The organism is Pseudomonas sp. NFR16 (assembly GCF_900108875.1).
In the GTDB taxonomy this organism is placed as follows: domain Bacteria; phylum Pseudomonadota; class Gammaproteobacteria; order Pseudomonadales; family Pseudomonadaceae; genus Aquipseudomonas.
Genome location: NZ_FNYJ01000001.1, coordinates 772,103 through 797,960, shown reverse-complemented (window position 1 = coordinate 797,960; position 25,858 = coordinate 772,103). Strand labels below are relative to the sequence as shown.

General features: G+C 61.9%; 20 protein-coding genes. 13 read left to right on the top strand and 7 right to left on the bottom strand.

Annotated features, from left to right (window positions below; genetic code table 11):
* Positions 1-5: 5 nt before the first annotated feature.
* From pcaC to BMZ10_RS03470, 9 genes are all read left to right on the top strand, one after another.
* Positions 6-395, top strand: coding sequence for a 4-carboxymuconolactone decarboxylase (gene pcaC / locus BMZ10_RS03510; protein ID WP_093458646.1), 390 nt, complete (start codon positions 6-8; stop codon positions 393-395).
* Positions 396-581: 186 nt separating this feature from the next.
* Complete coding sequence (locus BMZ10_RS03505) at positions 582-1,802, top strand: MFS transporter (protein WP_093458645.1); 1,221 nt, start codon at positions 582-584, stop codon at positions 1,800-1,802.
* A 125-nt stretch (positions 1,803-1,927) separates the two neighbouring features.
* Positions 1,928-3,286, top strand: a complete 1,359-nt coding sequence (locus tag BMZ10_RS03500) for a sensor histidine kinase (protein ID WP_093458644.1) — start codon at positions 1,928-1,930, stop codon at positions 3,284-3,286.
* A gap of 650 nt (positions 3,287-3,936) precedes the next feature.
* The gene (locus BMZ10_RS03495; RefSeq protein WP_371265918.1) at positions 3,937-5,562 is read left to right on the top strand and encodes an ArnT family glycosyltransferase; all 1,626 of its coding nucleotides are present in this window, start codon (positions 3,937-3,939) and stop codon (positions 5,560-5,562) included.
* Between the two features lie 116 nt (positions 5,563-5,678).
* Complete coding sequence (locus tag BMZ10_RS03490) at positions 5,679-6,926, top strand: 2-aminoadipate transaminase (RefSeq protein WP_093458643.1); 1,248 nt, start codon at positions 5,679-5,681, stop codon at positions 6,924-6,926.
* A gap of 159 nt (positions 6,927-7,085) precedes the next feature.
* Complete coding sequence (locus tag BMZ10_RS03485; protein ID WP_093458642.1) at positions 7,086-7,283, top strand: hypothetical protein; 198 nt, start codon at positions 7,086-7,088, stop codon at positions 7,281-7,283.
* Positions 7,284-7,445: 162 nt separating this feature from the next.
* Positions 7,446-8,894, top strand: a complete 1,449-nt coding sequence (locus tag BMZ10_RS03480) for an ATPase domain-containing protein (RefSeq protein WP_371265941.1) — start codon at positions 7,446-7,448, stop codon at positions 8,892-8,894.
* Between the two features lie 27 nt (positions 8,895-8,921).
* On the top strand, positions 8,922-9,284 hold the full coding sequence (locus BMZ10_RS03475; RefSeq protein ID WP_093458640.1) for a response regulator: 363 nt from the start codon (positions 8,922-8,924) through the stop codon (positions 9,282-9,284).
* A 128-nt stretch (positions 9,285-9,412) separates the two neighbouring features.
* Complete coding sequence (locus tag BMZ10_RS03470; RefSeq protein WP_093459964.1) at positions 9,413-11,347, top strand: hybrid sensor histidine kinase/response regulator; 1,935 nt, start codon at positions 9,413-9,415, stop codon at positions 11,345-11,347.
* Between the two features lie 370 nt (positions 11,348-11,717).
* Here the strand turns inward: BMZ10_RS03470 and BMZ10_RS03465 are convergent, their stop codons facing one another.
* Positions 11,718-12,296, bottom strand: a complete 579-nt coding sequence (locus BMZ10_RS03465) for a TetR/AcrR family transcriptional regulator (protein WP_093458639.1) — start codon at positions 12,294-12,296, stop codon at positions 11,718-11,720.
* A gap of 364 nt (positions 12,297-12,660) precedes the next feature.
* Between BMZ10_RS03465 and BMZ10_RS03460 the strand changes: the two genes are divergently transcribed.
* The 3 genes from BMZ10_RS03460 to BMZ10_RS03450 are packed head-to-tail and all read left to right on the top strand — an operon-like array spanning position 12,661 to position 18,595.
* Positions 12,661-13,899, top strand: coding sequence for an efflux RND transporter periplasmic adaptor subunit (locus BMZ10_RS03460; RefSeq protein WP_256214332.1), 1,239 nt, complete (start codon positions 12,661-12,663; stop codon positions 13,897-13,899).
* Positions 13,900-13,904: 5 nt separating this feature from the next.
* Positions 13,905-17,036 (top strand): efflux RND transporter permease subunit, encoded by a 3,132-nt coding sequence (locus BMZ10_RS03455; RefSeq protein WP_093458638.1) that lies wholly within the window; start codon positions 13,905-13,907, stop codon positions 17,034-17,036.
* Entirely contained in the window at positions 17,036-18,595 is a 1,560-nt protein-coding gene (locus tag BMZ10_RS03450) for an efflux transporter outer membrane subunit (RefSeq protein ID WP_256214331.1), read from the top strand. Before BMZ10_RS03455 ends, BMZ10_RS03450 begins: the two co-directional genes overlap by 1 nt.
* 114 nt (positions 18,596-18,709) lie before the next feature.
* On the opposite strand, the gene BMZ10_RS03445 is transcribed toward BMZ10_RS03450, so the two are convergent.
* From BMZ10_RS03445 to BMZ10_RS03420, 6 genes are all read right to left on the bottom strand, one after another.
* Positions 18,710-19,369, bottom strand: coding sequence for an ankyrin repeat domain-containing protein (locus BMZ10_RS03445; RefSeq protein ID WP_093458637.1), 660 nt, complete (start codon positions 19,367-19,369; stop codon positions 18,710-18,712).
* 61 nt (positions 19,370-19,430) lie between these two features.
* On the bottom strand, positions 19,431-20,972 hold the full coding sequence (locus tag BMZ10_RS03440; protein WP_371265940.1) for a catalase: 1,542 nt from the start codon (positions 20,970-20,972) through the stop codon (positions 19,431-19,433).
* Positions 20,973-21,422: 450 nt separating this feature from the next.
* On the bottom strand, positions 21,423-21,662 hold the full coding sequence (locus tag BMZ10_RS03435; protein WP_093458635.1) for a hypothetical protein: 240 nt from the start codon (positions 21,660-21,662) through the stop codon (positions 21,423-21,425).
* A 137-nt stretch (positions 21,663-21,799) separates the two neighbouring features.
* The gene (msrA, locus tag BMZ10_RS03430; RefSeq protein ID WP_093458634.1) at positions 21,800-22,306 is read right to left on the bottom strand and encodes a peptide-methionine (S)-S-oxide reductase MsrA; all 507 of its coding nucleotides are present in this window, start codon (positions 22,304-22,306) and stop codon (positions 21,800-21,802) included.
* A 104-nt stretch (positions 22,307-22,410) separates the two neighbouring features.
* Complete coding sequence (locus BMZ10_RS03425) at positions 22,411-23,382, bottom strand: GlxA family transcriptional regulator (RefSeq protein ID WP_093458633.1); 972 nt, start codon at positions 23,380-23,382, stop codon at positions 22,411-22,413.
* A gap of 162 nt (positions 23,383-23,544) precedes the next feature.
* The gene (locus BMZ10_RS03420; protein WP_143070249.1) at positions 23,545-24,606 is read right to left on the bottom strand and encodes a sensor histidine kinase; all 1,062 of its coding nucleotides are present in this window, start codon (positions 24,604-24,606) and stop codon (positions 23,545-23,547) included.
* A 204-nt stretch (positions 24,607-24,810) separates the two neighbouring features.
* Here BMZ10_RS03420 and BMZ10_RS03415 point away from each other — a divergent pair, with 204 nt between their 5' ends.
* On the top strand, positions 24,811-25,845 hold the full coding sequence (locus BMZ10_RS03415; protein WP_093458631.1) for an apurinic/apyrimidinic endonuclease family protein: 1,035 nt from the start codon (positions 24,811-24,813) through the stop codon (positions 25,843-25,845).
* Positions 25,846-25,858 lie beyond the last annotated feature (13 nt).

Genomic DNA, 25,858 nt, shown 5'->3' with positions numbered 1-25,858 from the left:
CCAGAATGGACGAAAATCAACGTTACCAAGAAGGCTTGAACGTTCGCCGGGCGGTCTTGGGCGAAACCCATGTGCAACGCAGCCTGGAAAACATCACGCCCTTCAATGGCGAGTTTCAGGAAATGATCACGCGTCACGCCTGGGGCGACATCTGGACCCGGCCGGGCCTGTCACGTCACACCCGCAGCCTGATCACCATCGCGATGCTGATCGGCATGAATCGAGAGGGTGAACTGCGCCTGCACCTGCGCGCCGCAAAAAACAACGGGGTCAGTCGCGACGAAATCAAAGAGGTATTGATGCAAAGCGCGATCTACTGCGGGATTCCGGCTGCCAACGCATCGTTCCACCTGGCGGAATCCGTGTGGGATGAACTGGGCGTCGAGTCGCTTTGACTGGTCAATCTCCTCAAGCGAGGCGCGCGCCGGCAATGCGTTGCGCTTCCACGACGGAGCATTGGGAGTCCGAAGGGTGGCAGGCTGCTTCATTCCTCGCTGGAATCCAGCATATAAAAAACATGAATTTTATTTATGGCGTTCAGGCCTCTACCGTAGGCGGATTCCGTCTACCGTGGAGTCGTCATGACAGCCCAGCCGCCAACATCCATCGTCGAGCAGCACTGGAAACGAAACCTGGCCGTCTGCGTGCTGGGGGCTTTCACCACCATCGTCGCGATGACGCTGTTGCTGCCGTTTCTGCCTCTGTATGTCGAGCACCTGGGTGTCAGTGACCCTGCAGCCATTGTGCAGTGGTCGGGCGTGGCGTTTGGGGCACCGTTCCTCAGCGCCGCTTGCACCGCGCCGTTGTGGGGCAGACTGGGCGACCGCTACGGTCGTAAATTGATGCTGATTCGCGCCAGCTTGGGCATGGCGATTGCCATGTCGCTGATCGGCCTGGCGGAAAACATCTATCAACTGGTGGGCTTGCGCCTGCTGGCGGGGCTGCTCGGCGGTTATGCCTCCGGGGCAACGATTCTGGTCGCCACGCAGACGCCGAAAGAGCGCTCCGGCTGGGCGCTGGGCATGCTGGCGTCCGGGATCATGGCGGGCAACCTGACCGGGCCTCTGATCGGCGGGCTGTTGCCGCCGTTGATTGGCATTCGTAATACCTTTTTCCTGGCGGGCGGGGTGATATTTCTGGCCTTCCTCGCCACCGCGTTCCTCATGAAGGAAGCGCAGCGTCCCAGGCGCGCTGCCGATTCAGCGAAGCCTGCGACGATCCGCGCCTGGGAGCTGATCCCGGACAAGAAGCCCGTGATCATCATGTACGTGGTGGCGAGTCTGGTGATGTTTTCAATCATGTCCATCGAGCCGATCATCACGGTGTACCTGACCCAACTGCACACGGCAAACGTCACACTGATGGCAGGCGTGGTGATGTCGGCGACGGCGTTGGCCAGCATCCTGTCGGCGTCGCGGATCGGCAAGCTGGCCGACCGGGTGGGGCACTGGAAAGTGGTGATCGGTTGTCTCAGCGCCGCAGCGATCCTGCTGATTCCTCAGGCATGGGTCAGCAACGAGTGGCAATTGGTGGTGCTGCGTTTTCTCATGGGCATCGCGCTGGGCGGGCTGTTGCCCTGCATCGCCGCGATCATTCGCCATTCGGTACCTGACGCGGTGGCGGGGCGCATGCTCGGTTACTCGACGTCCAGCCAGTACGTCGGCCAAGTCCTCGGCCCGCTCACCGGCGGTTATCTGGGCGGGCATTTCGGCATGCCCGTGGTCTTCGTGGTGACGTCGCTGTTGATGGCCGGGTGCGCGATGGCAATGTGGCTGATGCCGCCTGCAACGGTCGCCGACTGAACAGAAATCGTCGAGCCGCGGCGGGACAACACCGTTCGTTGACAAAACCATGACATGGCCTGGCGGATAATCGGCGGCGGCGGGGCGCTGCCCCAAGATACGAGTACCGCCATGCACGGACCTTCATGGACATCAAGCACAGCCTCAAACAGCGGATCGTCATCGTATTCGCGCTGATGAGCACCCTGGTCGCCGGTGTTTTCGCCGTCGGCATCATTGCCACCGTTCACGTGGTCGAGAAACGCCTGACGATCATCAGCCTGGGCGGCAACCTGCACCGGATCCTGGCCCAAGACAGTATCGACGACTGGCGGCACCGGCCTGAGAAGGGCGAGCTGTTCTACGCCGACGATGGCGTCGGCGACGTTGCCATGAGTGACGACCTGAAAGGCCTGCAGCCTGGTTTTCAGGAGTTCTATCGCGGCAAGCGGGCGTATTACGCCATGGTCACGACCGTGGGCGAGCGCCGCTACGTGCTGCTGCGCGATCAACGCAAGTTCGAAAAGCGCGAGCGGATTCTGTTCGGCGTCGTGCTGATCGGCTTCGTGCTCAGCGTGCTGCTGGCCATTCTGCTGGGCCGCCTGCTCGCCTCCCGTGTGATGGCGCCGGTGTCGCGTCTGGCTGGCCAGGTTCGCCATCGCGATCAGCTCCTCGAACTCGCCCCGGTGCTGGCGGGGGACTATGCCGACGACGAGGTCGGCGCGCTGGCGAAATCGTTCGACGAAACCCTTGGGCGACTGCGCGAGGCGCTTGGCCGCGAGAAACTCTTCACCAGCGACGTCAGCCACGAGTTGCGCACGCCCTTGATGGTGCTGGCGACGTCGTGCGAGCTGCTGATGGATTATCCGCAACTGGATGAACGCTCACGCGCTCAGGTGCAGCGCATCAGCAAAGCCACGGCGGGCATGAACCAACTGGTCGAAACCTTCCTGCTGCTTGCCCGCACCGAGGGCAGGAATGCGCCTCAGGGGCAAAGGGCCGGCCTTGAGCAGATCGCCGATGAACTGGCCGAAACCTGGCGACGACCAATCGAAGAAAAAGGCCTGACCTTCATTGTTCAGGCAGAAAGTCGCCCTCATCGGGCCCACAGTCAGAAGACCTACAACGCACCGCTGCTACGCTCAGTCATGGGCAATCTGCTGCGTAATGCCTGGCACTACACCGATCAGGGGTTCATCCGCGTGACCCTGTGGGACGACGGCTTCAGCGTGGAGGACAGTGGCATCGGCATCCCGCTGGAAAAACAGCAAGCGATGTTCCAGCCGTTCGTGCGCGGCGACGAACAGCGCGGGGAGGGCCTGGGCCTCGGGCTCTCGCTGGTGCAGCGCATCTGCGCCAACCAGCATTGGCAGGTCACGCTGGCGAGTCGACCATCGGGGGGCTGCTGTTTTACCGTCACGCTGCAAGAGGGAGAACTGGCGGTCGGTGCGGCGTGTTTCTTGCTGGAAGAGGCCGGTTTGGTCGCCATCGTATCTGTGTCGTGACACCTGACGCCTTCCCGGCTAAAGCCGGTCCTACGGTTGTGCGGCTCGCCCGGGATTGCGGGGCGGGCCGCGGTGTAACCGGGAATACGGTGTGAACTGCGATGTCCCCGGTGAATGCGTTGTAGGAGCGGCTTCAGCCGGGAAGAGGCTGGTTTGGTCGCCATCGTATCTGTGTCGTAACACCTGACGCCTTCCCGGCTAAAGCCGGTCCTACGGTTGTGCGGCTCGCCCGGGATTGCGGGGCGGGCCGCGGTGTAACCGGGAATACGGTGTGAACTGCGATGTCCCCGGTGAATGCGTTGTAGGAGCGGCTTCAGCCGGGAAGAGGCTGGTTTGGTCGCCATCGTATCTGTGTCGTAACACCTGACGCCTTCCCGGCTAAAGCCGGTCCTACGGTTGTGCGGCTCGCCCGGGATTGCGGGGCGGGCCGCGGTGTAACCGGGAATACGGTGTGAACTGCGATGTCCCCGGTGAATGCGTTGTAGGAGCGGCTTCAGCCGGGAACTGGCTCGCACGAGCACTGCCCAACTCGAGGCAATGGGGCTGTCAGGCGGTCCGCTCGTGCAGCTGGTGATGTGTGTCTCGCGAACGCAGCTACGCTTCTGTCTGTCGTTGCAGAGCGCGCTTCGCGCTGACGAGAGGAGACCCCGTTGACATCGCTCGCGTCCGAGTTTCTTTCCGGTGTCACCCCGGCCCGCGCCAGACGGCAGGCCTGGAGCGCCGGCGGTCTGGCCCTGGTGCTGTTCGTGATAGCCAGCGGACACTTGGCGATCGTCGGCTCAGATTCGCGATTCGTGGTGTTTGCTCAAGAAATGCTGCGTCATGGCCCCAGCGTCTTCCCGACCACCTACGGCGTGCCCTATCCCGATTACACCGGTTTTCCCACCTGGCTCATTTACCTCTGCTCAGTGCCGTTGGGGGAGGTGACCAGTTTCAGCGCGTGGCTGCCCACTTGCCTGGCATCGGCCATCATGGTGGGCCTGATGTACCGGCTGCTGGCACCATACTCCCGGCGATGGGCGTGGCTGAGCATCGCATTGTTGCTGCTGACCAATACTTTTATCACCGAAACCCGCGCCGTGTCGCTGGAGCAGATGCTGGCCAGTATCACCTTCGCGGTGTTTTATCTGGCCTACGCCACGGACCATTTTTCCTCCGGACGCCGGCTCTGGCTGATTTACGGGCTGATGGTGCTGGGGTTCATCATTCGTGGACCGATCGGTCTAATTATCCCCGCTGCCGTGCTGTGCAGCTATCGCCTGTTCAACCACAACCGGCGCCAGGCGTGGGTGTCTGCGTTGATCGCCGTGGCGTTGCTGGCGGCGTGCACCATGGCTTTGCTGCTGCTGGCCCAACTTTCTGGCGGTGAGGCACTGCTGGCTGAAGTGGTTCGCACTCAGATCACCGCACGCCTGGACCCTGAAGACGGTGGCAGTTCGGCTTTCTGGTATTTCAGCCGCTCGCTGGGAAATTACGCGCTGGCCTATCCGCTGGCGATCGTGGTCCTGTTGGCAGCGGGCGTCACGGCGCGCGGGCAGAAGAACGCGGCTTCGCACTTGCTGCATCTGTGTGCTATTGCCGGGTTGACGGTGATGATCGGTTTGTCGATTCCGGCCGCAAAAAAAGCCCGCTTCCTGCTGCCGATGCTGCCCATGGCGGCAATCATTGCCGCGTATCCGTTTCACGCGCGCAGTGGACGCTGTTTCGCGTGGCTGCGCGGGTTGATCCTGACGCTCTGCTGCTTCATTCCCGGCGCGCTGATGGTCGGCTTGCTGCTGATCCGACCGCGTTTCCCCGAAGCGCTGGGTGACACCGGGCCGCTGCTGATCGCACTGGGCCTGCTGCAGTTGGTGGCGCTGCCGCTGCTGATGCGCCCGCGGCTGCGGCTCTATGGTTTGCCGGCCTGCGCGGTGCTGGCGGTCTGGCTGAGCTACATCGGTGCATTCGAGAAGGCTGAGCGTAACCTCTATGACACGCGCCAGTTCACCGCGGCGGTGCGCCAGGCCATCCGGTCCGACAACGCCCCGCTCGTGCTGCACGGGATGGGCAAGGATGGCAAAGGCATCAAGTTCATGGTCAACGTCGATGAAGACCTGCGACCGCTGTTCACCCTGACCCCGGCGGAGCTGGAAGCCTTGCACGGCGCAGCCGATGTGGTGATGAGCAATGCCGACTTCCAGCAGCTGCAAGGCACGCGTCTGGGAAGGTTGCCGGTGGTGCTCAGCGGCCGGTTCGACAAAGAAGACTACATTCTGCTGCGCCTGCCGGCCCGCTGAAGCGCGACGGACATCAGGAATTTGCGGAATGACCCGTTGCCTTTATTTCGCTTGTCGAGGACGACCGCAGATCGCTTAGATAGCAGCCATTCCACCCGTTTCCAGGACGATCGAGCATGGCTTTTCCCGCTGTCAGCAATTCCATTTCCGTGGTTCATCCCATCAGCCTGACCCATGGCAAGAATGCCGAAGTCTGGGACGTCGACGGCAAGCGCTACATTGACTTCGTGGGTGGCATCGGCGTGCTGAACCTGGGCCATTGCAACCCGCGCATCGTCAGCGCCATCTGCGAACAGGCGCAACGCATGACCCATTACGCGTTCAATGCCGCGCCTCACGTGCCTTATCGGCAGTTCATCGAGCGCCTCGCCGCGTTCGTCCCGGTGAGTTATCCGGTCAGCGGCATGCTCACCAACAGTGGCGCGGAGGCGGCTGAAAATGCGCTGAAGATCGTCCGTGGTCACACCGGCAAATCGGCAGTGATCGCATTTGACGGCGCCTTTCACGGTCGAACCCTGGCGACGCTCAACCTCAACGGCAAGGTGGCGCCCTATAAACAGAGAGTCGGCGTGCTGCCCGGCACTGTTTATCACTTGCCGTACCCGAGCGCGGACAACGGCGTAACCGCAGCCGAGGCGCTCAAGGCAATGGAGCGGCTGTTCAGCGTGGAAATCGACCTCGACGAGGTCGCTTGTTTCATCATCGAACCGGTGCAGGGCGAGGGCGGGTTCCTGGCGCTGGACATCGAATTCGCTCAGGCGCTGCGCAGGCTGTGCGACGAAAAAGGCATCGTGCTGATCATCGATGAAATCCAGTCCGGGTTCGGCCGCACCGGGCAGCGCTTTGCGTTCAGCCGACTGGGCATCGAACCGGATCTGCTTCTGCTCGGCAAGAGCATCGCCGGCGGCGTGCCGCTGGGTGCCGTGGTGGGGCGAAAGGCGCTGATGGACACGTTGCCCAAGGGCGGATTGGGCGGGACTTATTCCGGCAACCCGATCGCCTGCGCCGCAGGCCTTGCGACGCTGGACGAGATGAGTGACGCCAACATGGCGCAGTGGGGCGAGCAGCAGGCCACGGTGGTGCAGGCGCGTTATGAACAATGGAAAGCGCAAGGCCTGTCCAGGTTTCTGGGACGTCTGACCGGCGTGGGCGCCATGCGCGGCATCGAATTGTCAGCCGATGGCAAGCCTGGGACCGCGCAGATGGCGCAACTGCTGGAGTCCGCCAGACGTCGCGGACTGTTGCTGATGCCCAGCGGTAAATCCCGACACATCGTTCGCTTGCTCGCGCCGCTGACGATCGAACTCCATGTGCTCAATGAAGGCCTGGACATTCTGGAGCAGTGCCTGGCCGAACTCGAATGAGGCAAATCGTCGGCTGCAGCGGCGAATGCGCGCTGCATCGGCTGCATCGGCTGCATCGGCTGCGTCAGCTGCGTCGACCGCGCCCACTGGTCCGATAAACAGCACGTGTTGGAGCAGTCGCCCTCAAACGACTGCATCCACTCCACGGACCCCATCGCAATGACCAGCAAACCAACGATACCCGCCCCTGACGCCAGCACCGATCCGGTCCAGGGCGGCGATGATACGCCTGAGTATCCTCTCTCTGCACCGATCAAACCGGACGACCCTGAACGCCGCAGCGAACAGTCCCGAGCGGAAACGGCCGGCTGTGTCGAAGAAGCACCTGCCACGTCGGACACGTCCGAAACGCCCTGAAGACGCAGCACTGTGCCCGCCTTGCGCGCATTAATTCCCGCCAGTTGCAGCCACGTTGATGATTGAGCTTGGAAAGCTTCCTCAAACACGGAAGAATGCGCACTTTAAACGCGCGTTCCAGCCGCACCATTCACTACGCTGACCCTTCAGCGGAGGAAGCACATTTTGAACCAGCTAAAACGCCTTCATAGCGGAATTGAAGGACTGGATGAGCTGCTAAAAGGCGGATTCGTTTCGGGATCCTCTTACATCATCCAGGGACGCCCGGGTTCCGGCAAAACCATTCTGGCCAACCAGATCGGTTTCCACCACGCCACCAATGGCGGTCGCGTCCTGTTCGCTACGCTGCTTGCCGAGCCCCATGAGCGGCTGTTCCAGTTTCTCTCGACGCTGAGCTTTTTCGACAAGGACAAGATCGGCGATCAGATTCAGTTCGTCAGCGCCTTCGACACCATGGAGAACGACGGCCTCGAAGAAGTGGTCAAGCTGCTGCGCCGGGAGATCGTTCGTCAGAAGTCCACGGTAATGATCCTCGACGGCCTGCTCAATGCTCGCTCCAAAGCCGAGTCGGCGCTGAACACCAAACGCTTCATCTCCGAGTTGCAAGGGCACGCTGCGTTTGCCGGTTGCACGGTGTTCTTCCTGACCAGCTCGCAACTGGACGACGGCAGCCCTGAGCACACCATGGTGGACGGTGTTCTGGAGCTGGGCGAGGAGTTGGTCGGCAGCCGCTCCGTGCGCCGCATCAAGTTACGCAAGACCCGCGGCAGCGGCGCGATTTCCGGGTCGCACGAGTGCGAAATCACCGAGGACGGTCTGGTGGTGTACCCGCGCCTTGAGAGCACGGTCACCTGCTCGGCGCTGCGTGACAGCGATCGCCTCTCGATCGTGCCAAGTGGCCTGCCGACCCTCGATCCGATGATCGGCGGCGGTCTGGTCGGTTCGTCCGTGACCTTGCTTCTGGGCCCTTCGGGCGCAGGCAAGACATCGTTCGGCCTGAACTTCCTTGGCCAGTCGACCGCGGAAGCCCCCGGCTTGCTGTTCGGCTTTTATGAGTCGCCCCAGCGGCTCCGGCTCAAGGCTGCCGCATTCGGACTGAATCTCGAAGCGATGGAGCAGTCCGGCGCGTTGCACGTTGTCTGGCGGTCGGTCACCACCGAGCTGGTTGACAAACTGGCGATCGATCTGCTGCGACTGGTCGAGCAGAAGTCAATCAAGCGCCTCTTCATCGACAGCCTGGGCGGCATGGCCCGCGCAGCCGCCGACAAGACACGCATTCTGGACCTGTTCACCGCGTTGATGGGTGAATTGCGCGCCAGAGGCGTCACCGTGCTGGCCTCATGGGAAGTGCGCAGCCTCCTGGGCAACGAAATCGACGCGCCGGCGCCGGACTTGTCGGGCATTGTCGACAACCTGCTGTTGATCCGCTTCGCGCAGGAACCGATGCAGATCACCCGTCAACTGTCGATCCTGAAGATCCGCGACAACGCCTACGACCCGTCGATACTCGAACTTGCCCTCGGTGCTCAGGGAATGAACGTCAACAAGGTTGGCTTGCATGGCCCTGACGGCAGGGACAATGCATCCACCTCTCGGTCGTCCTTAAGCTGATGATCGCTTGAGCGGGCGGGGGACCTTATGACCACGATACTGATTGTCGACGATGAATACCTGATCGCCGACATACTGAGTTACGCGCTGGAAGACGAGGGGTATCTGACAGTCACGGCCGGCAGCGGGCAGAAGGCGCTGAGCATCCTGGACCGGGAGAAACCGCAGTTGGTCATAACCGACTACATGATGCCGGGCATGAACGGCATTGAGCTGGTGGAGGCAATCCGTACGCACAAGACGCTGGGCAATGTGCCGGTCATGCTGATGAGTGGCGCCCAGGCGCATCTGGGAATGGAGCGCCCGGATCTGTTCGTGAGGGTCTTCGACAAGCCGTTCGACATCCAGGCGGTCATCGCAGCCGTGAAGGACGTTCTCCGATCGGACTGAGCAATGCGAGTCGTATCTGCATCAAGTCGCCGCCGGGCGCTGTGCCGTGCCATTGAATGCATGTGCGACAACGTTTACCGGCGGATTCATCCACATTGCGCAGCCTGAAACCCCGCGCCGAGGCGACCATGCAACCAGCCGAGTCCTCCCAAGGATTGCTCACACAAGATAATCGCTACCGTTTGCTGGTCGATGCCGTCATCGACTATGCCATCTACATGATCGACACCGACGGGATCGTACGCAGCTGGAACTCCGGCGCCCGGCGGATCAAACAGTACGAAGAAGCCGAGATCGTCGGCCGTTCGTTCTCGTTGTTTTACACCGAAGAGGACCGCTTGGCGGGCATGCCCGGCAGAGCGCTGCAGATCGCCGCCACGTCCGGACGCTTCGAAGGCGAGGGCTGGCGTGTCAGAAAAGACGGCACGCGGCTGTGGGCGCTGGTGGTGATCGACCCGATCCATGCCCCCGATGGCACGTTGATCGGCTACGCCAAGGTCACCCGCGACCTGACCGAGCGCAGGTTGGCGCAAGAGGCATTGCGCAACAGTGAACGGCAGTTCAGCCTGCTGGTTCAAGGTGTCACTGACTACGCGCTGTACATGCTTGATCCGACGGGCATCATCACGACCTGGAATGCCGGTGCCGAGCGAATCAAGGGTTACAGCCCTGCCGAAGTCATCGGCCAGCATTACTCGCTGTTCTTCGAGCCAGTGGATGCCGACGCCGGCCGACCTCAACACGCGTTGCTGACCGCGCGCAGCGAAGGGCGGTTCGAGGGGCAGGGGTGGAGGCTGCGCAAGGACGGGACGCGTTTTCTGGCGCACGTGGTCATCGATCCGATCCGCGATGACGACGGGCAATTCATCGGTTTCGCCAAAATCACCCGCGACATCACCGAAGCAGTCCAGGCACAGACTACGCTGAAGGAGACCCGCGAAGCGCTGTATCAGTCCCAGAAGATGGAATCCATTGGCCAGCTCACCGGTGGTATCGCCCATGACTTCAATAACCTGCTGACGGTGATCCTCGGCAGTCTGGGCATCGTCAAAAAACGTCTGGTGGACGATCCGAAATCGGCCTCGCTGCTGGACAACGCGATGGCCGCTGCACAGCGCGGTTCGTCATTGACGCAGCGAATGCTGGCCTTCGCGCGCAGGCAGGAGCTGACGCCAAGGGCTGTCGATGTCGGCAACCTGATCCGTGGCATGTCGGAGCTGCTGGGTACGTCGCTGGGCGCCAATATCGCCGTGGAAACCCGCTTCCCACTGCGCCTGAAGCCGGTGTTCGTCGATGCAGGGCAGCTGGAAATGGCGATCATGAACCTGATGATCAACGCGCGGGACGCCATGCCCGACGGCGGCAGCGTGGTGGTGTCGGCCAAGGAAGTGTCGTTGCCACGTGTGGCTGGCGCAATGCGGCTGGAGGAGTTCGTCTGCATTTCGGTATCCGACACCGGCAGCGGCATGGATGACGCCACGTTGCAGCGCGCCATGGAGCCGTTTTTCACGACCAAGGGACTGGGCAAAGGCACAGGCCTCGGGCTGTCGATGGTGCATGGGCTGGCCGCGCAGTCCGGCGGCAAACTGGTGCTGAGCAGCACCGCTGGCAAAGGAACGACAGCTGAACTGTGGCTGCCCGTCTCGGTTGCCACGCCGGAGCAGTCTGTGCCCTTGAATGAAGGGGCGAGCGATGGCGAGGCGCGCTCGATGCCGCTCAAAGTGCTGTTTGTGGATGACGATCCTCTGGTGCTGATGAGCACCAAGGCGATGATCGAAGACCTGGGTCATCAGGTGGTCACGGCCAACAGCGGCGACGAAGCACTGACCGTTATCAGTGACCATGTGGACGTTGACCTGGTGATCACTGATCACATCATGCCGAGCATGACCGGCACCGAACTGGCCCGGCACATTGCCCGACTGGATCCCGCGCTTCCGGTCATCATCGCGTCGGGTTTCACCGATAACCCGACGCTGACCACCGTCACCACACAACGACTGCCCAAGCCCTTCAATCAGCTGGAACTGGCCCGGGCGATCGCCTCCATCAGCCGATCCTGAACGGACGGACCGCTGCCGTGTCGCGCGATCTGAAGGGGGCATTCTGTCTCTGATTCTGGCCATAGGCCGTAGGAGCGTGGCGTGTCCCACGAACTGCCGGGGACCGGCAGCCAATCCTGAGAATGATATATATCTGACTCAACCAAGGTGCCCGTTTTGCTGCCGCTGCGCGGCAGATCGCGGGACACGCCACGCTCCCACAGTTATCCGCCGAGAGTCCATGCTGAGCTTTATGGACATACAGGACTGTAGGAGCGCGCTTGCCCGCGATCTGCCGCGCAGCAGCAGTAAGACCGGTACATGCGGTGTGGCTGACTCACTGCATCCAGCGATGCGCTGCCTGATAACGCAGGATGCACTGAAGCCCAGGTCAGGCGGATTGCCCGGCATGGTCTTCAAGACCGCGCCACTGGTCGATCACCGCGGCCATGATTTCATCGGTCAGTGCGTTATCGTTACAGGCCCTGGCAAGCATCATCGCGCCGGAGATGGAGGCAAGGATCTGCATGGCGCGCTCACGCGACGTCCCTTCCGGCAAGTCGCCCTTTTTCTCCATCAGCATCTGCAGCAAGCGCTCGATGCCTTGGGTGTAGGTCTGGCTGACGACGCCGCCCATGCGCGACACATCGGCCGCCAGCGTGGGAATCGGGCAGCAGTCGAGTTTGCTGTCGCGATGCTCGGCCGTTACATAGTTCTGCACGATGTCAAACACGCGGGTGCTCGCTTCCCACTGCACGAAGTATTCATCGAACGTGCGGCGGATCGCTTCGGCCACCAGTTGCTCCTTGCCATCGGGGAACTGCCGGTAGAAACCGCCGTGGGTCAGGCCCACCGATTTGGAAAGCTCGCCGATGCCGATTCCGTCAATGCCGTGCTCGCGGTAGAGGCGGGAGGCGGCGGTGAGAATCTTCTCCTTGTTCAGTAAGCGTTGTTCCTTGGTGACTTTCATAACGACCTCCTGATGCATGGCGGCGCGAGTATACGCCCGGTTGCCCGTCCCGCGCCGGATGGTGCTGCGGCGCTGCCTCTCTCGCAGCCCCGCATTCGCAGCCCACGAACCGCAGTGTGCGCCGGTTTATCACAGTGGCTGACCCTTCCGGAATCAAAATGAATGATAGTAATGATTACGCCCGTCATGTTTACATCGATATTGATGATACGTAGCATCAAAACGTTATCAGGAAGAAATTCATCTGTCCGGGTTACGCCTGCGAGTCGTTCTGCGGGCTACGGCCAACGGCACAGATCGGGAAGGTGGGGCACTCTGATATGAGGCTCTTCATGTTGTTCAAGTTCAAGCCAGGGGGCTGATAGTGAATTCGGTAGAGAGCAATGGCGGATCGTCGGCGGACGATGCTACGCCCGCGGCTAAGCGCAACATGACAAGAGCGGTGGTAGGGGCCGGGTTGCTGGCGGCTGCCGTCGGCGCGGGTGTTTTTCTGGTTGGGGGCGAGCGCGAGCGCGCCGTTGCAGCCGATGCGCCGCCGCTGGCCGAAGTGGTTGTCAGCCGGCCTCTGGTGAAGGACCTCGACAGCAGGCTGTCGTTTCTCGGCCAGTTCTCGGCGGTCGACCGCGTCGAACTGCGGGCTCAGGTCGGCGGTACGCTGATCGGCATTCACTTCAAAGACGGCCAATTGGTCAAGAAAGGCGCGCTGCTGTTCAGCATCGATCGCGTGCCTTACGAGATCCGCCTGGCCCAGGCCAACGCGCAACTGCAACGGGCGAGCGCACGACTGGCCTACGCCAAGAGTGAATTCAACCGGGCCGATGAACTGGCGCGCAACCAGGCAGGCTCCGTGCAGAACATGGAACTGCGCAAGTCCGACTGGCAAGAAGCGCAAGCGGCGGTGGCCGATGCCAACGCGCAGATCCGCGACGCGCAGTTCGACCTCGATCACTGCCAGATCGTCGCGCCGTTTACCGGGCGCATCGGCAATCACCAGGTGTCTGTGGGCAACCTGATCGCCGGCAGCCGCGCAGCGATCAGTCCGACCACACTGCTGGCGACCATTGTTTCTCAGGACCCGGTGTATCTGGACTTTGACATGAGCGAGTCCGATTACCAGCAGTACAAGCAATACAAGGCACGCCGTTCGGGTGATGCGCCGGAGCAGGTGCAGATCGCCGCCAGCGGCGGGCAACGGTACTCGACCTCCGGCAATCTGGATTTCATCGATAACGCGCTGAACCGCGCCAGTGGCACGATTCACGCCCGGGCGACGGTGAACAATCCGGACGGCGTCCTGACCCCGGGTGAGTTCGCCAGATTGCGCGTGGTCGCCGCAGCGCCAGGCCCGACCTTGCTGGTGCCGGATGCCGCCGTGCTGCCCGATCAGTCCCACTTCATCGTGATGACCGTGGCCGATGACGGCGCGGTCGTGCCCAAGCAGGTAGAAGTCGGCGACATGCGCGCAGGGCTTCGGGTGGTCAAGTCGGGCCTGACGGCCAACGACCGGGTGATGATTGGCGGCCTGCCGTTCGCCGCGCCGGGGGCAAAAGTCAACGCCCGAGACGGTGAGATCAAGCCCGACAATGATCAGGCGAAGGACTAGACGACATGCGGATAGCCCACTTTTTCATCGATCGCCCGCGTTTCGCCGTGGTCGTCAGTTGTTTCATCACGCTGATCGGCCTGGGCGCGCTGTTCGTCCTTCCCGTCGCGCAATACCCGGAGATCGTCCCACCAACGGTGCAGGTCACGACTTCGTACCCCGGTGCTTCGGCGGAAACCATTTCCAAGACCGTGGCGACACCGCTTGAGCAGCAGATCAACGGTGTCGAGAACATGATTTACATGAGCAGTCAGTCAACCGGTGACGGCAAGCTGACGATCACTGTGACGTTTCGCATCGGCACCGACCTCAACGTCGCGCAAAACCTGACGCAGAATCGGGTGCAGAACACCATTTCACGCCTGCCTGAAGACGTGCAGCGACTTGGCGTTCAGGTGCGCAAGGCGACGCCGAGCATTCTGCTGGCGGTGCATTTGTTCTCCGACGACAGCACCAAGGACACGCTCTACCTGTCCAACTACGCCACGCTGCACATCAAGGATGTGCTGGCGCGGATTCCCGGTGTCGGCGACGTGCAGTTCCAGGGCGGACGCGAGTACGCCATGCGCATCTGGCTCGACCCGGACAAGGTCGCTGCCTATGACTTGAGCGCCAGTGAAGTGCTGGCCGTTCTGCGCCAACAGAACCTGCAGGTTTCGGCCGGTGTGCTGAACCAGCCGCCAACCCGAACAGCCGAAGCGTATCAACTGAACATCGAAGCCTTGGGGCGGCTGTCCAGCCCCGAAGAGTTCGAGCGCATCGTGGTCAAGACCGACCCATCGGGCCGTGTCACCCGAATCGCCGACATTGGCCGGGTCGAGGTCGGCGCGGTGGACTATGGCTCCACCGCGTTCATGGACAAGAAAGACGCTGCGACACTATTGATCTACGCGCAACCGGGCGCCAACTCGCTGGACGTCGACCACGCCGTGCTCGGCGCCATGGAAAACTTGAAGAAGGAATTTCCGTCCGGGGTGGCCTACTCGATCATCTATGACCCGACGATCTTCATCGGCAAGTCTGTGGATGAGGTCATTACCACCATCTTCGAGGCCATCGTGCTGGTGGTGCTGGTGGTGTTCCTGTTCCTGCAGAACTGGCGGGCCACGATCATTCCGGTCGTCGCCATCCCGATTTCGTTGCTGGGCGCGTTCACCGTGCTGTACCTGTGCGGGATCTCCCTCAACAACCTGTCGCTGTTCGGCCTGGTGCTGGCGGTGGGGATCGTGGTCGACGACGCGATCGTCGTCGTGGAGAACATCGAGCGCAACATTCACGAAGGCATGACGCCGGTGGCGGCGGCGCACCACACGATGGACGAAGTCGGCGGCGCGCTGTTGTCGATCGCGCTGACGCTGTGTGCGGTGTTCGTGCCTGCAGCCTTTCTGAGCGGTATTTCCGGGCTGTTCTTCAGGCAGTTTGCGGTGACCATCGCTGCGTCGACGATCATCTCCTGCGTGGTGTCGCTGACCTTGAGTCCGGCGCTGTGTGCGGTGCTGTTCAAGCACAAGGGGCATGACAACGGCCGGTTCAAACGCGTCAAGCGCTTCATGGACGCCTCATTCGGCCGTTTCAACCGCGGATTCGACAGGCTCTCCCACGGCTACGGCAACGTCACCCGGCGTCTGGCCCGAGTGCTCGGGCTGGTGATGCTGGTCTACGTCGGCCTGATCGCCCTGACCGGCGTCGAGTTTCACAGCACACCGACCGGCTTTATTCCCGAGCAGGATCAGGGCTATCTGATTACCATCGTGCAGCTGCCGCCGGGTGCGTCGTTGGATCGCACGGAGAAAGTCGTGCGCCAGGTCATGGACATCGCGCTGCAGACGCCCGGGATCGAGCACATCGCGCCGTTCGTGGGGCTGGATGCCACCACCTCGACGGTCGCCTCCAATGCGGGAACGGTGTTCACCGGTCTGCCGTCGTTGTACAACCACGACATGCCCGGACTCACCGCGCAATCCGTGCTGGCGGATCTGCGCAAGCGCCTGTCGGTGATCAAGGACGCCTACGTGCTGACCATTCCGCCGCCACCGGTGCAGGGCCTGGGCAGTTCCGGCGGGTTCAAGCTGATGCTCGAAGACCGCGCTGGACTGGGCTCCAAGGCACTTGCCGAGGCCGCCAACAAGCTGGTGGCCGAGGCGCGCAAAGACCCTGACTTCGTCGGCATGTTCACGCTGTTCAATGCCGGCTCGCCGTCGATCTTCGCCAACATTGACCGGGTCAAGGCCGAAAAAGTCGGGCTTAAGCCGACTGACGTGTTCTCGACGTTGCAGGTGTATCTGGGCTCGCAGTACGTCAACGACTTCAACTATCTGGGCCGCACGTATCAAGTGGTCGCCCAGGCCGATGCCCGGTTTCGCGGCACGCCGGAAGACATCACCCGCTTGAAGGTGCGTAACGACAGCGGCCAGATGGTGCCAGTGGGTACGGTGGCCGACATCGAACACAACACCATTCCGTACCGAGTGCCACGCTACAACCTGTACCCGGCGGCAGAGGTCCAGGGCGCGGCAGCTCCTGGGGTCGCGACGGGCACGGCACTGCTCAAAATGGAGCAACTGGCCGAGAAAGTCCTGCCCAAAGGCATCGGCTTCGAATGGACCGAGCTTGCCTACCAGCAGCAACAAAAGGGCACGCCGACGTTGTTGGTGTTCGCCGCAGCGGCGCTGTTCGTGTTTCTGGTTCTGGTGGCGCAGTACGAAAGTTGGCGCTTGCCGGTGGCCATCGTGCTGATCGTGCCGATGTGCATTCTGGCGGCGATCAGCGGGCTGATCTTCCGCGGCATGCCCATCGATATTCTGGCGCAGATCGGCTTCATCGTGTTGATCGGTCTGGCGGCGAAGAACGCGATTCTCATCGTCGAGTTCGCCAAGCAGAAACAGGACGACGGCTCGACAGCGGTGGATGCGGCAGTGCATGCCGCCCGCACGCGACTGCGGCCGATTCTGATGACCTCGCTGGCGTTCATTCTCGGTGTGGCGCCGCTGACCGTCGCCACCGGCGCGGGCGCGGAAATGCGTCAGTCGCTGGGGACCACGGTGTTCTTCGGGATGCTTGGCGTGACTTGTTTCGGTCTGTTGTTCACCCCGGCGTTCTACATTTTCATCCGCAAATACTTCCACGGGAGGCGTTGATGTCCAGCAAGCTTTCTTTCAGCGCGCGCCTTGTGGGCGAGACGCTGGATAAACACCCGGCCATGACCGCAGCCGGTCGCGGCGCGCGAGAATTCAGGCCGAAACGGGCGCGCCTGCCGGCCATCATCGGTCTGGTGTTGATGAGCGCCGCGTTGTCGGGCTGCATGGTGGGCCCTGACTACCAGGCGCCGAACACCGCGCTGGTGCCGTTCCACAACCAGGGCACAGAGGGCAACGCCGATCCCGCCGCTGTGCAGAATCTGGCGACCTGGTGGTACGGCTTCGACGATCCGCAACTGGTGAGCATCGTCGATCAGGTGCTGGCGCAAAACCTGGATCTTGTGGCTTCGCTGGCGCGGGTCGAACAGGCCCGTGCCGTGGCGAGCGCGGCGGGCGCCGAGTTGTATCCGACGGTGGATTTCGTCGGCTCGGCTACCAAGCAGCGGCAGAGCCTGCAAAGTCCGCTGGGGTCGTTGGGCCGCAACTTGCCGGGCTACGAGCGCAATCAGAAAGACCTCACCGCCGGCGCCTCTGCCAGCTGGGAGATCGACCTGGCGGGCGGTCTTCGGCGCGGTGCATCTGCCGCCGAAGCTGAGGCGCAGGCTGCAGAGGCCGCTCATCTGGGCACGCGGATCTCGGTGGTCGCCGAGGCTGCGGACGCCTATGTGCAGATTCGCGGCTACCAGGCGCGGCTGGCGGTTGCCGCCGATCAGATCAGCACCGACGAGCATCTGCTCGATCTGGTGCAGGTTCGGCGACGCCTGGGCGATGTCGATGAGCGCGAAGTGGCTCAGGCCCAGGCGTTGCTGAAGCAGGCGCGGGCCACCGTGCCGTTGCTGCGCATCGCGCTGGAGGCGCAGTTCAATCGCCTCGACGTGCTGATGGGCAAACAGCCGGGCCGTTCGGCGAGGGAACTGGCCATGGCCTCGCAGATCCCGTCACTGCCGGCGATCAAGGACAGCATTGCACCGGCTGACGTGTTGCGCCGACGTCCGGACATCATCGCCGCCGAGCGCCGACTGGCGGCGTCCAATGAGCGGATCGGCGAAGCCATTGCCGATTACTACCCGAAAGTGTCGCTGTCAGGCGCCCTGGGCTACGAAAGCATCACCGGTCGGCACATGTTCACCGAGCGTGCATTTCAGCCCTCGATCGGTGGACTGGTGCGTTGGCGGTTGTTCGACTTCGGCAAGATCGATGCCGAGGTTGCCCAGGCCAAGGGTGCCAACGCCGAGGCGCTTGCGCAGTATCGCCAGTCAGTGCTGAGGGCCTGTGAGGATGTCGAGAACGCCTTGGTCTCGTTGTCCCAGACCGAACAGCGCCGAGAGGAACTGGCCGGTGAGGTCGGCGCGCTGACGCGGGCCAGGGACTTGTCCGAGACCGCCTACAAATCGGGGGCGATCCCGCTGACCGATGTGCTCGATGCCAACCGAGAATTGCTCACGGCTCGTGACAGCCTGAACAGCACAGAAGCGGACTCCTCGCGTGCTGCCGTGACGCTGTACCGGGCAATGGGCGGCGGCTGGCAGGGCCCAGGCGTCACCACCAGCCTACGCTGAGCGTGACGGCGCAGGGGTGACCAGGGCAAGCCTGCCAGGCGCCATCGCCACGTTCGGCGACAGGCAGTCCGGTCGGGACGGGGGGGCGATCAGCCCCCTGATCTTGGCCCTGCGTCAAAAACTGCTGCCGACACTGGCACCCGCGCTGCGCAATGCCGCAGCGGCCTGCTCGTTGCCTTGCTCCAGAACGATGCCCAGGGCAGTCTTGCCGCGGGCGTCGACATGGTCGGGGTCGGCGCCCAGCTTCACCAGTTCGGGGATCATGTCGAGGCGGCCGAACAGCGCCGCAAAGGCGAGGGCAGTCTGGCCGCTGTTGTTGGCCTGATCCACCGGGCAGCGGCCGAGCAGCGCGCGCGCAACCGCCGTTTCCCCTTTGAACAGTGCGCCCATCAGCGCGCTGTTGCCGTTGTTATCGGCGATGCAGGGATCCGCGTGGGCCGCAAGCAGCGTCCCGACTTCGTCCAGGTGGCCGTGATACGTCGCCAGAACCAGCGCGGTGTAGCCCGACCCGGTCCGGCTGTCGACCGGAAACCCGGCGTCGATCAACGCCTGGCTGATGTCCTGACGGCCGGCTCTGGCGGCGTCGAACCATTGCGTGTCGTACACATGAGGATCGACCCGTTGCACCGCTGCCTGTGACTGAATATGGCTTGCGGTTGCAGGCAGCCACAGGTTGGGAAACAGCAGGTGACTGGCGCGCAGTGTCGCCCAGCCCAGGCCGATAATAACTGCGCCAGCGCCTGTCCAGCGCCAGCGACGTGTAAGCGTCAGCATGTTGCGTCCTTCTCGAGACCGCCACGCTGTTGGCCAGCGTGGCGGCAGGGTTGCGCCGGAATCAGTCCTGGAGTTTCTCCGCGAGCGCCTTGACGCGCCCGGCGTCCGCGTGAGTGGCGGTCACCAGACGGGTGCCGTAATCGGCATCGGCCTTGTAGAAGTACGAAAGCATCGTGTATCTGTTCGCCTCGTTACGCACGTGATTGAGATCACCGCTGAGCGCCTCGATCAGATAGCCTTTGTCGGCTTCGGAAAGGCCACGGTAGTACTCGCCGGCCTGGAAGAAGTTGCGTGGCCTGGAAGTCATGCGTTGCTGGGTGGTGCCGCTGACAGGCGTCTGTGCATATTTAAAGGCCGGGTCCTGGCTCAGCTCATGGACACCGGATGGCTCGTAATTGACCTCACTCTTGCGCCCGCTGGCGTTCATCGCGCCGTCCTGGCTGTTATTGCTGACGATGGTCTTCGGGGCGTTGATCGGCAGTTGCTGATAATTGGCGCCCAGGCGATACATCTGCGTGTCGGCGTAGGCGAACAGGCGGCCCTGCAGCATGCGATCTTCCGACGCTTCGATGCCCGGCACCAGACGGGACGGGGCGAACGCGGACTCCTCGGTGGACTCGAAATAATTGTCCGGCACGCGGTTGAGGGTCATCGTGCCGACCTTGCGCTGCGCCACGCCGGTCCAGACTTTGGTGTCGTCCAGCGCATCGAAGTCGAACTTGCCCAGTTCACCCGGCGTCAACACTTGCACGTACAAATCCCACTTCGGGAAGTCGCCTTTCTTGATGGCGCCGTACAAATCGTTGGTCATCAAGTTCCAGTCTTCGCCGACGGAACCGGCAATCTGCTTGGGTTGCAACCCGTGGACGCCCTGACGACTTTTCCAGGTGAACTTCACGTAATGCGTCACGCCGTCAGCATTGATGAACTTGAATGCGTGCACCGCGGAGCCGTCCATATGTCGATAGGAGTCAGGCATGCCTTCAACCGTATAGAGGTGGGTCAGCATGTTGGTGGCTTCAGGTGTGTGGGCGAAAAAATCAAACGCCAGGTTCTGATCCTGAACCCCGGTGACGGCACTCGGTTTATTCGCATGCACAAAGTCGGGGAACTTGATGGCGTCGCGAATAAAGAATATTGGCCAGTTGATGCCGACCATGTCCCAGTTGCCTTGCGCAGTATAAAATTTCACGGCAAAACCGCGCGGATCGCGGGCTTGCTCGGGTGAACCCCGGTAACCCATGACAGTGGAAAATCGCACGAAGACCGGCGTCTGAGTGCCGGGCTTGAACACCTGCGCAACGGTCAGATCATGCAGGTCGGCACCCGGTTCGAATACGCCGAACGCCCCCGTGCCGCGGGCATGCACGACGCGTTCCGGGATTCGCTCACGGTCAAAGCGCTGCAGCTTTTCGATCAGATGTGCATCTTGCAGAAGGACCGGGCCGGCTTCACCGGCGGTTTGCGAATTCTGGTTATCGCCCACCGGGGCACCGCTGTCACGGGTCAGTTGCTCTGCCTGTACGGACGACATACTGGCGGCCACCAGAACGGCAGCCAAAGAGAGGCGCCAAGGGGAATACTTAACAGTCATTGGTATTATCTCCGGATTATTTTTAATAGCCGGGGAATAATGAGTGGCGCGATATTAGCCAGCTATTTTGTTTTGCCAATGACGCCGATTGAAAATACTGATCGACGACTTCCTGAAACTTTGGCAGACGAGTGCATTTATTCGGGCGCGAATAAATTAATACGGCATGATTGTAAAGGGTGGCACATTGGAATTATCGAAGTTGATAATAAAATTTTGCGTGGAACGTTGCCAGAATGCCTCGCCATTGAAACTTCCACTTATAGTTTGCACGTTAATTAATTGCGCAGCAGGCGAGCGGTGAATATTTAATATTTCCGGATATGCGTTGGGTCTGTGCAGGAATAAAGGCGCAGTCCATTGGCCGGTAAGCCAAATATCGGTTACAAGGCAACCGACAAAACGGCAGAAGTCGCCTTGTCGGTGGTTCTGCAACCGGCTTGCTGTGTCGGCGCCAGATCAGTTGCCGTCCGCGACCTTACGCTCGATCTCCGCGGTTTTCTTGTTGAGTTCTTCGACGTCCTGCTCCTTGGTGCGCGTGGAGCTGGGCGTGATGACTTCATCGACGCCGCGGGTGTCATCGTCACGGTCAGTGAGGTCCCGCTCAACGACATTGACCGGCTTGCCGGAACTGTCGACGGGTGGAGCATCGGACTGCGGTCTGCTGGCGTCGGGGGAGATGGTTCGATCGTTGTTCATTGCCTTGTCCTCGTTGGGCTACTCACGTTTGAGGTGAGCGCCCGATGGGAGTTCGGCTTTTTTTCAGTGACAGGCGCTGGTTCAACCCGGCTTGAAGACTGAACTCGTGAGTCAGCCCTCAACGCCAGACGTCGAAATCAATTCCGGGACGGCAGCACCCAGTCGCGACGAACGAAGTGACAGGTGTAGCCGTTGGGGATGCGCTCCAAGTAGTCCTGGTGTTCGGGCTCTGCTTCCCAGAACGGCCCGGCGGGGGCGATTTCCGTGACCACTTTGCCTGGCCACAGCCCCGAGGCATCAACATCGGCCACGGTGTCTTCAGCGACGGCTTTCTGCTCGTCGCTGAGGTAGAAAATGGCCGAACGATAACTCAAGCCGATGTCATTACCCTGCCGATTGGCGGTCGACGGGTCGTGGATCTGGAAGAAGAACTCCAGAATTTTCCGATAGCTGATGAGGGCCGGGTCGAAGACGATTTCGATGGCCTCGGCGTGGGTGCCGTGATTTCGGTAGGTGGCGTTCGGGACGTCGCCGCCGGAGTAGCCGACGCGGGTGGAAAGGACGCCCGGGTAGCGACGCAGCAAATCCTGCATGCCCCAGAAGCAGCCGCCGGCGAGCAGGGCGGTTTCAGTGCGCGTGGTCATGTTCAATCCTTCTCATCGATGATCTTTACGGTGGATGCCGATCAGTGTGCTCGCGCCCCGGCGACGGGTGCAAGTGCACCTGCGCCAGACCTCGCGACGCCGGATCAATCGCCGCCGAACTGTTGCCGGTACTGATTGGGTGTCAGACCAATGCGTTCGCTGAACGCCTTGCGCATGTGCCGGGCACTGCCGAACCCGCAGCGACAGGCGATGACCTTGAGCGGCAGATCGCTGCCTTCCAGCAGTTTTCGCGAATGATCGATGCGCGCGTTGAGCACGTATTGCATCGGCGTCAGGTTGACTTCGCGCTGAAACGCCCTGGCGAAGTTGCGCGTACTCATCGCTGCCAGTTCCGCCATGCGTTGAACCGTGAATGGCTCCTCGATGTGGTCGACGATGTAGGCCTGTACTCTGGCGATGGCGGTGTCATCGCGAGGCACAGCGGCCAGCAACGGCCCATAAGGCGTCTGCCCGCCCTGGCGCTTCATCACCACCAGCAAGACCTTGGCGACTTCCAGCGCGATGTCCTTGCCGTGATCTTCCGCGACCACCGCCAGCGCCATGTCGATGCCGGCGGTGATGCCGCCTGAGGTGATCAGGTTTCGGTCAATGACATAAATCTGCTCGGTCTCGACTCGTGAGCCGGGATTGCGCTGCGCCAGGCGCTCGACATAATTCCAGTGCGTGGTGCAGCGGTAGCCGTCCAGCAACCCGGCGTCGCCCAGCAGAAATGCGCCAGTGCAGATCGCACCAAAACGCCGCGCACCCTTGACCGCCGTCGGCAGCCACGCCGTCAGGCCCGGATGGGCAACGCCGTAGGCGCCAGGTCCGCCGGGCACAAGCAACAGGTCGGTGCCTGCAGGCAGATCCTTGAGCGTCATATCGGCCTGGACCTTCAGCCCACACGAGCTGCGCACAAGGGTCTGATGCTCGGACACGGTCAGCAGCCGGTAGTGCTGGTGCTCGGGGAGCAAGCGATTGGAGATCGAGAAAACATCCATCGGCCCTGTGACGTCCAGCATCAACATATCGTTGAACAGGACCATTACCACGGTTTTGTGCGCAGATTCCCGCATGCGTCAATCGCCTTTCCTTCACCCTGAGCTGCACGCGCAGCGTCGGGCCATTGCCTGAATACAGACGGCATTCTAGGGGATTGCACGCATGATCGTGTGAATGTTTGTGACAGGGCTGAGCCATGAAGGGCGCGACGGATGCAGGGTTCAGGTCATCGGTCGCTACAGCGCCGGTTGCGGGCGGTCATCACAGCATGCGGGGAGTCGAAACCGCAGCCGGGCGCCGGCCATTTCCGATGTTTCCACGAACAGGCTGCCTTTGTGGGCATCGATCACCGACCGGCAGACTGCCAGACCGATCCCCAGGCCGCCCGGCTTGGTCGTGTGAAACGCTGTGAAAATCTGTTCGTGCTGATCGCCAGGGATGCCGGGGCCGTTGTCATCGACGCAAACCTCGACGCCGTTGGCCACGTCACAGGATGAAATCCGCAGCAGTCGGCCATCGCCACGGGATTCGGCCATGGCCTCCAGCGCGTTGGTGATCAGATTGAGCAACAGCTGCTGAAGCTGCACCGGGTCGGCGAAGACAAAGCGCGTCGCCATCAGTGACAGCTCCAGCCGGACCTGATGCCTGGCCAGGGCTGGCGTCGCGATGGCGGTCGCCTCACCGATGGCGTCATCGACCTTGAACAGCTGCTGGTGCAAAGGCGCCTGGCGGGCCAGCGCGCCCAGGGATTTGACGATGCTGGCCACGCGCTCACAGCCGGCGCGGATGTCCTTGAGGCCGGCGACCGCTTCCTCGACATTGGGCGTGTCGCGCTGCAACCAGCGCAGGCTCGCGGCGGCGTTGGCGACAATGCCCATCAGCGGCTGACAGATTTCGTGGGCAATCGAGGCGCTCAGCTCGGCCATCATCTTGTCGTGCAGTGAGCGGGCGAGATCAGCCTGTGCCGTCGCGGTAGCCGCTGTCGCGGCAACGGGCTGGAGGCTGATCCTTTCGACAGCGCGCGGATAGGTGTCGATCAGGGAACCGCCGACGTCCATCTTCGGGGTCGACAACTGCAGCATCGCCAGCCGCTGACAAGGGACTGACGGCATCGTCGGCGCGCTGGCGACCGTTGCCCGTTGGCCGGTGTGCGGATCGATCGCGAGTCGAGACGCCCGATCAGCGCGCACGGGCGCCGAAACATCAGCGGACCATGCCCGCTCAAGCAAGCGTTTGAGGGTCGAGTCGCTGGCGGACGGCGTGTCGGTGTGGCTCTGAGCGTAACGTTCTTCCAGCATCGTGCCCCCCTGCGGTTTGCAGCCTTTTTCATCATAGCGACCGCAGTATACGCAGCCGTTTTGCGGCAGCACGCCACCGGGCGCGGTTTGGCAGAAATGAACACCCTGATGTCCGTCATGGTCCCCAACGGGCCAAAAAAACCCGCAACTAAGCACCTGTGGTGAGGGTCTGCCTGAGATTAAGGTCAGAAAAGGGGAGCGCTCATGTCGGGGCCTCGAATCGGTTTTGCTTGTCAGTTTCGTCACGCCGGGCGCGACGTGCCGGGGCAGGCACTGTCGGCCAAAGAACTCAAGGCGCTGGAAGGCGGGCTGAACCCGCGCACCACCACGTTGCGCTGGATGGAAAGTGTGACGCGCGAGGTTGCCTGGGAGAAGCTGCTGGAAATCGTCGAGCACAACCTGGACGCGCAACTGCGTCTGCTGGCGCACGTCGCCCAGTTGCCAGCCACGCTGCGAATGTTGAGGCTGAGCAGCGATCTGTTGCCGTTCTACAGTCATCCTCGCGTGGTCGAGTTCTACCGTCAGCCAGCGGTCATGGACAACCTGCGCACGCGCTTCGCCGCCATCGGTGCGCTGGCGCGGGAATCGGACATCCGGCTTTCGTTTCATCCCGGACAGTTCTGCGTGCTGGGCTCGGATCGCCCGGATGTCGTGGAAAACAGCATCGCGGAGTTCGAGTACCACGCCGACATGATCCGCATGATGGGCTACGGCGTACGGTTTCAGGACTTCAAATGCAATGTGCACATCGCCGGGCGACTGGGCAGCGAGGGCGTTCGCGCTGTCTGGCCCCGTCTCTCCGAGGCGGCGCGCAACTGCATCACCTTCGAGAACGAGGAAAAGGTCTACGGCGTGGACGCCTGCCTGGAACTCGCCGATCTGGCGCCCGTGGTGCTCGATATTCATCACTGCTGGATCAATGAAAACCGCTACATCGCCACAGACGATCCACGCGTTCAGCGGATCATCGACAGCTGGCGCGGCGTGCGGCCGGTCATGCATTACTCCCAGCCGCCGGAGTTCCTGCAACTGGCCGGTTTCAGTGCCGACCAGAAGCTTGAAATGGATGCGCTGCTTGAAAAGGTCGGCAAGCGCGATCTTTACGGACACAGCGCGCGGATGTGGAACGCGTGGACGAATACCTATGCCCTGAGCTTTCTGGATCGCTTTGACATCATGTTCGAGGCCAAGGACAAAAACCTTGCCGTGGAGGATTTCTACCGTCGCTATCTGGCCTGACAGGTCCCATCAC

Bases quoted from the DNA above. Each gene is read 5' to 3' on its own strand.
- pcaC (WP_093458646.1), top strand. From the start codon at position 6: ATGGACGAAAATCAACGTTACCAAGAAGGCTTGAACGTTCGCCGGGCG.
- BMZ10_RS03505 (WP_093458645.1), top strand. From the start codon at position 582: ATGACAGCCCAGCCGCCAACATCCATCGTCGAGCAGCACTGGAAACGA.
- BMZ10_RS03500 (WP_093458644.1), top strand. From the start codon at position 1,928: ATGGACATCAAGCACAGCCTCAAACAGCGGATCGTCATCGTATTCGCG.
- BMZ10_RS03490 (WP_093458643.1), top strand. From the start codon at position 5,679: ATGGCTTTTCCCGCTGTCAGCAATTCCATTTCCGTGGTTCATCCCATC.
- BMZ10_RS03485 (WP_093458642.1), top strand. From the start codon at position 7,086: ATGACCAGCAAACCAACGATACCCGCCCCTGACGCCAGCACCGATCCG.
- BMZ10_RS03475 (WP_093458640.1), top strand. From the start codon at position 8,922: ATGACCACGATACTGATTGTCGACGATGAATACCTGATCGCCGACATA.
- BMZ10_RS03470 (WP_093459964.1), top strand. From the start codon at position 9,413: ATGCAACCAGCCGAGTCCTCCCAAGGATTGCTCACACAAGATAATCGC.
- BMZ10_RS03465 (WP_093458639.1), bottom strand. From the start codon at position 12,296: ATGAAAGTCACCAAGGAACAACGCTTACTGAACAAGGAGAAGATTCTC.
- BMZ10_RS03455 (WP_093458638.1), top strand. From the start codon at position 13,905: ATGCGGATAGCCCACTTTTTCATCGATCGCCCGCGTTTCGCCGTGGTC.
- BMZ10_RS03450 (WP_256214331.1), top strand. From the start codon at position 17,036: ATGTCCAGCAAGCTTTCTTTCAGCGCGCGCCTTGTGGGCGAGACGCTG.
- BMZ10_RS03445 (WP_093458637.1), bottom strand. From the start codon at position 19,369: ATGCTGACGCTTACACGTCGCTGGCGCTGGACAGGCGCTGGCGCAGTT.
- BMZ10_RS03435 (WP_093458635.1), bottom strand. From the start codon at position 21,662: ATGAACAACGATCGAACCATCTCCCCCGACGCCAGCAGACCGCAGTCC.
- msrA (WP_093458634.1), bottom strand. From the start codon at position 22,306: ATGACCACGCGCACTGAAACCGCCCTGCTCGCCGGCGGCTGCTTCTGG.
- BMZ10_RS03425 (WP_093458633.1), bottom strand. From the start codon at position 23,382: ATGCGGGAATCTGCGCACAAAACCGTGGTAATGGTCCTGTTCAACGAT.
- BMZ10_RS03420 (WP_143070249.1), bottom strand. From the start codon at position 24,606: ATGCTGGAAGAACGTTACGCTCAGAGCCACACCGACACGCCGTCCGCC.
- BMZ10_RS03415 (WP_093458631.1), top strand. From the start codon at position 24,811: ATGTCGGGGCCTCGAATCGGTTTTGCTTGTCAGTTTCGTCACGCCGGG.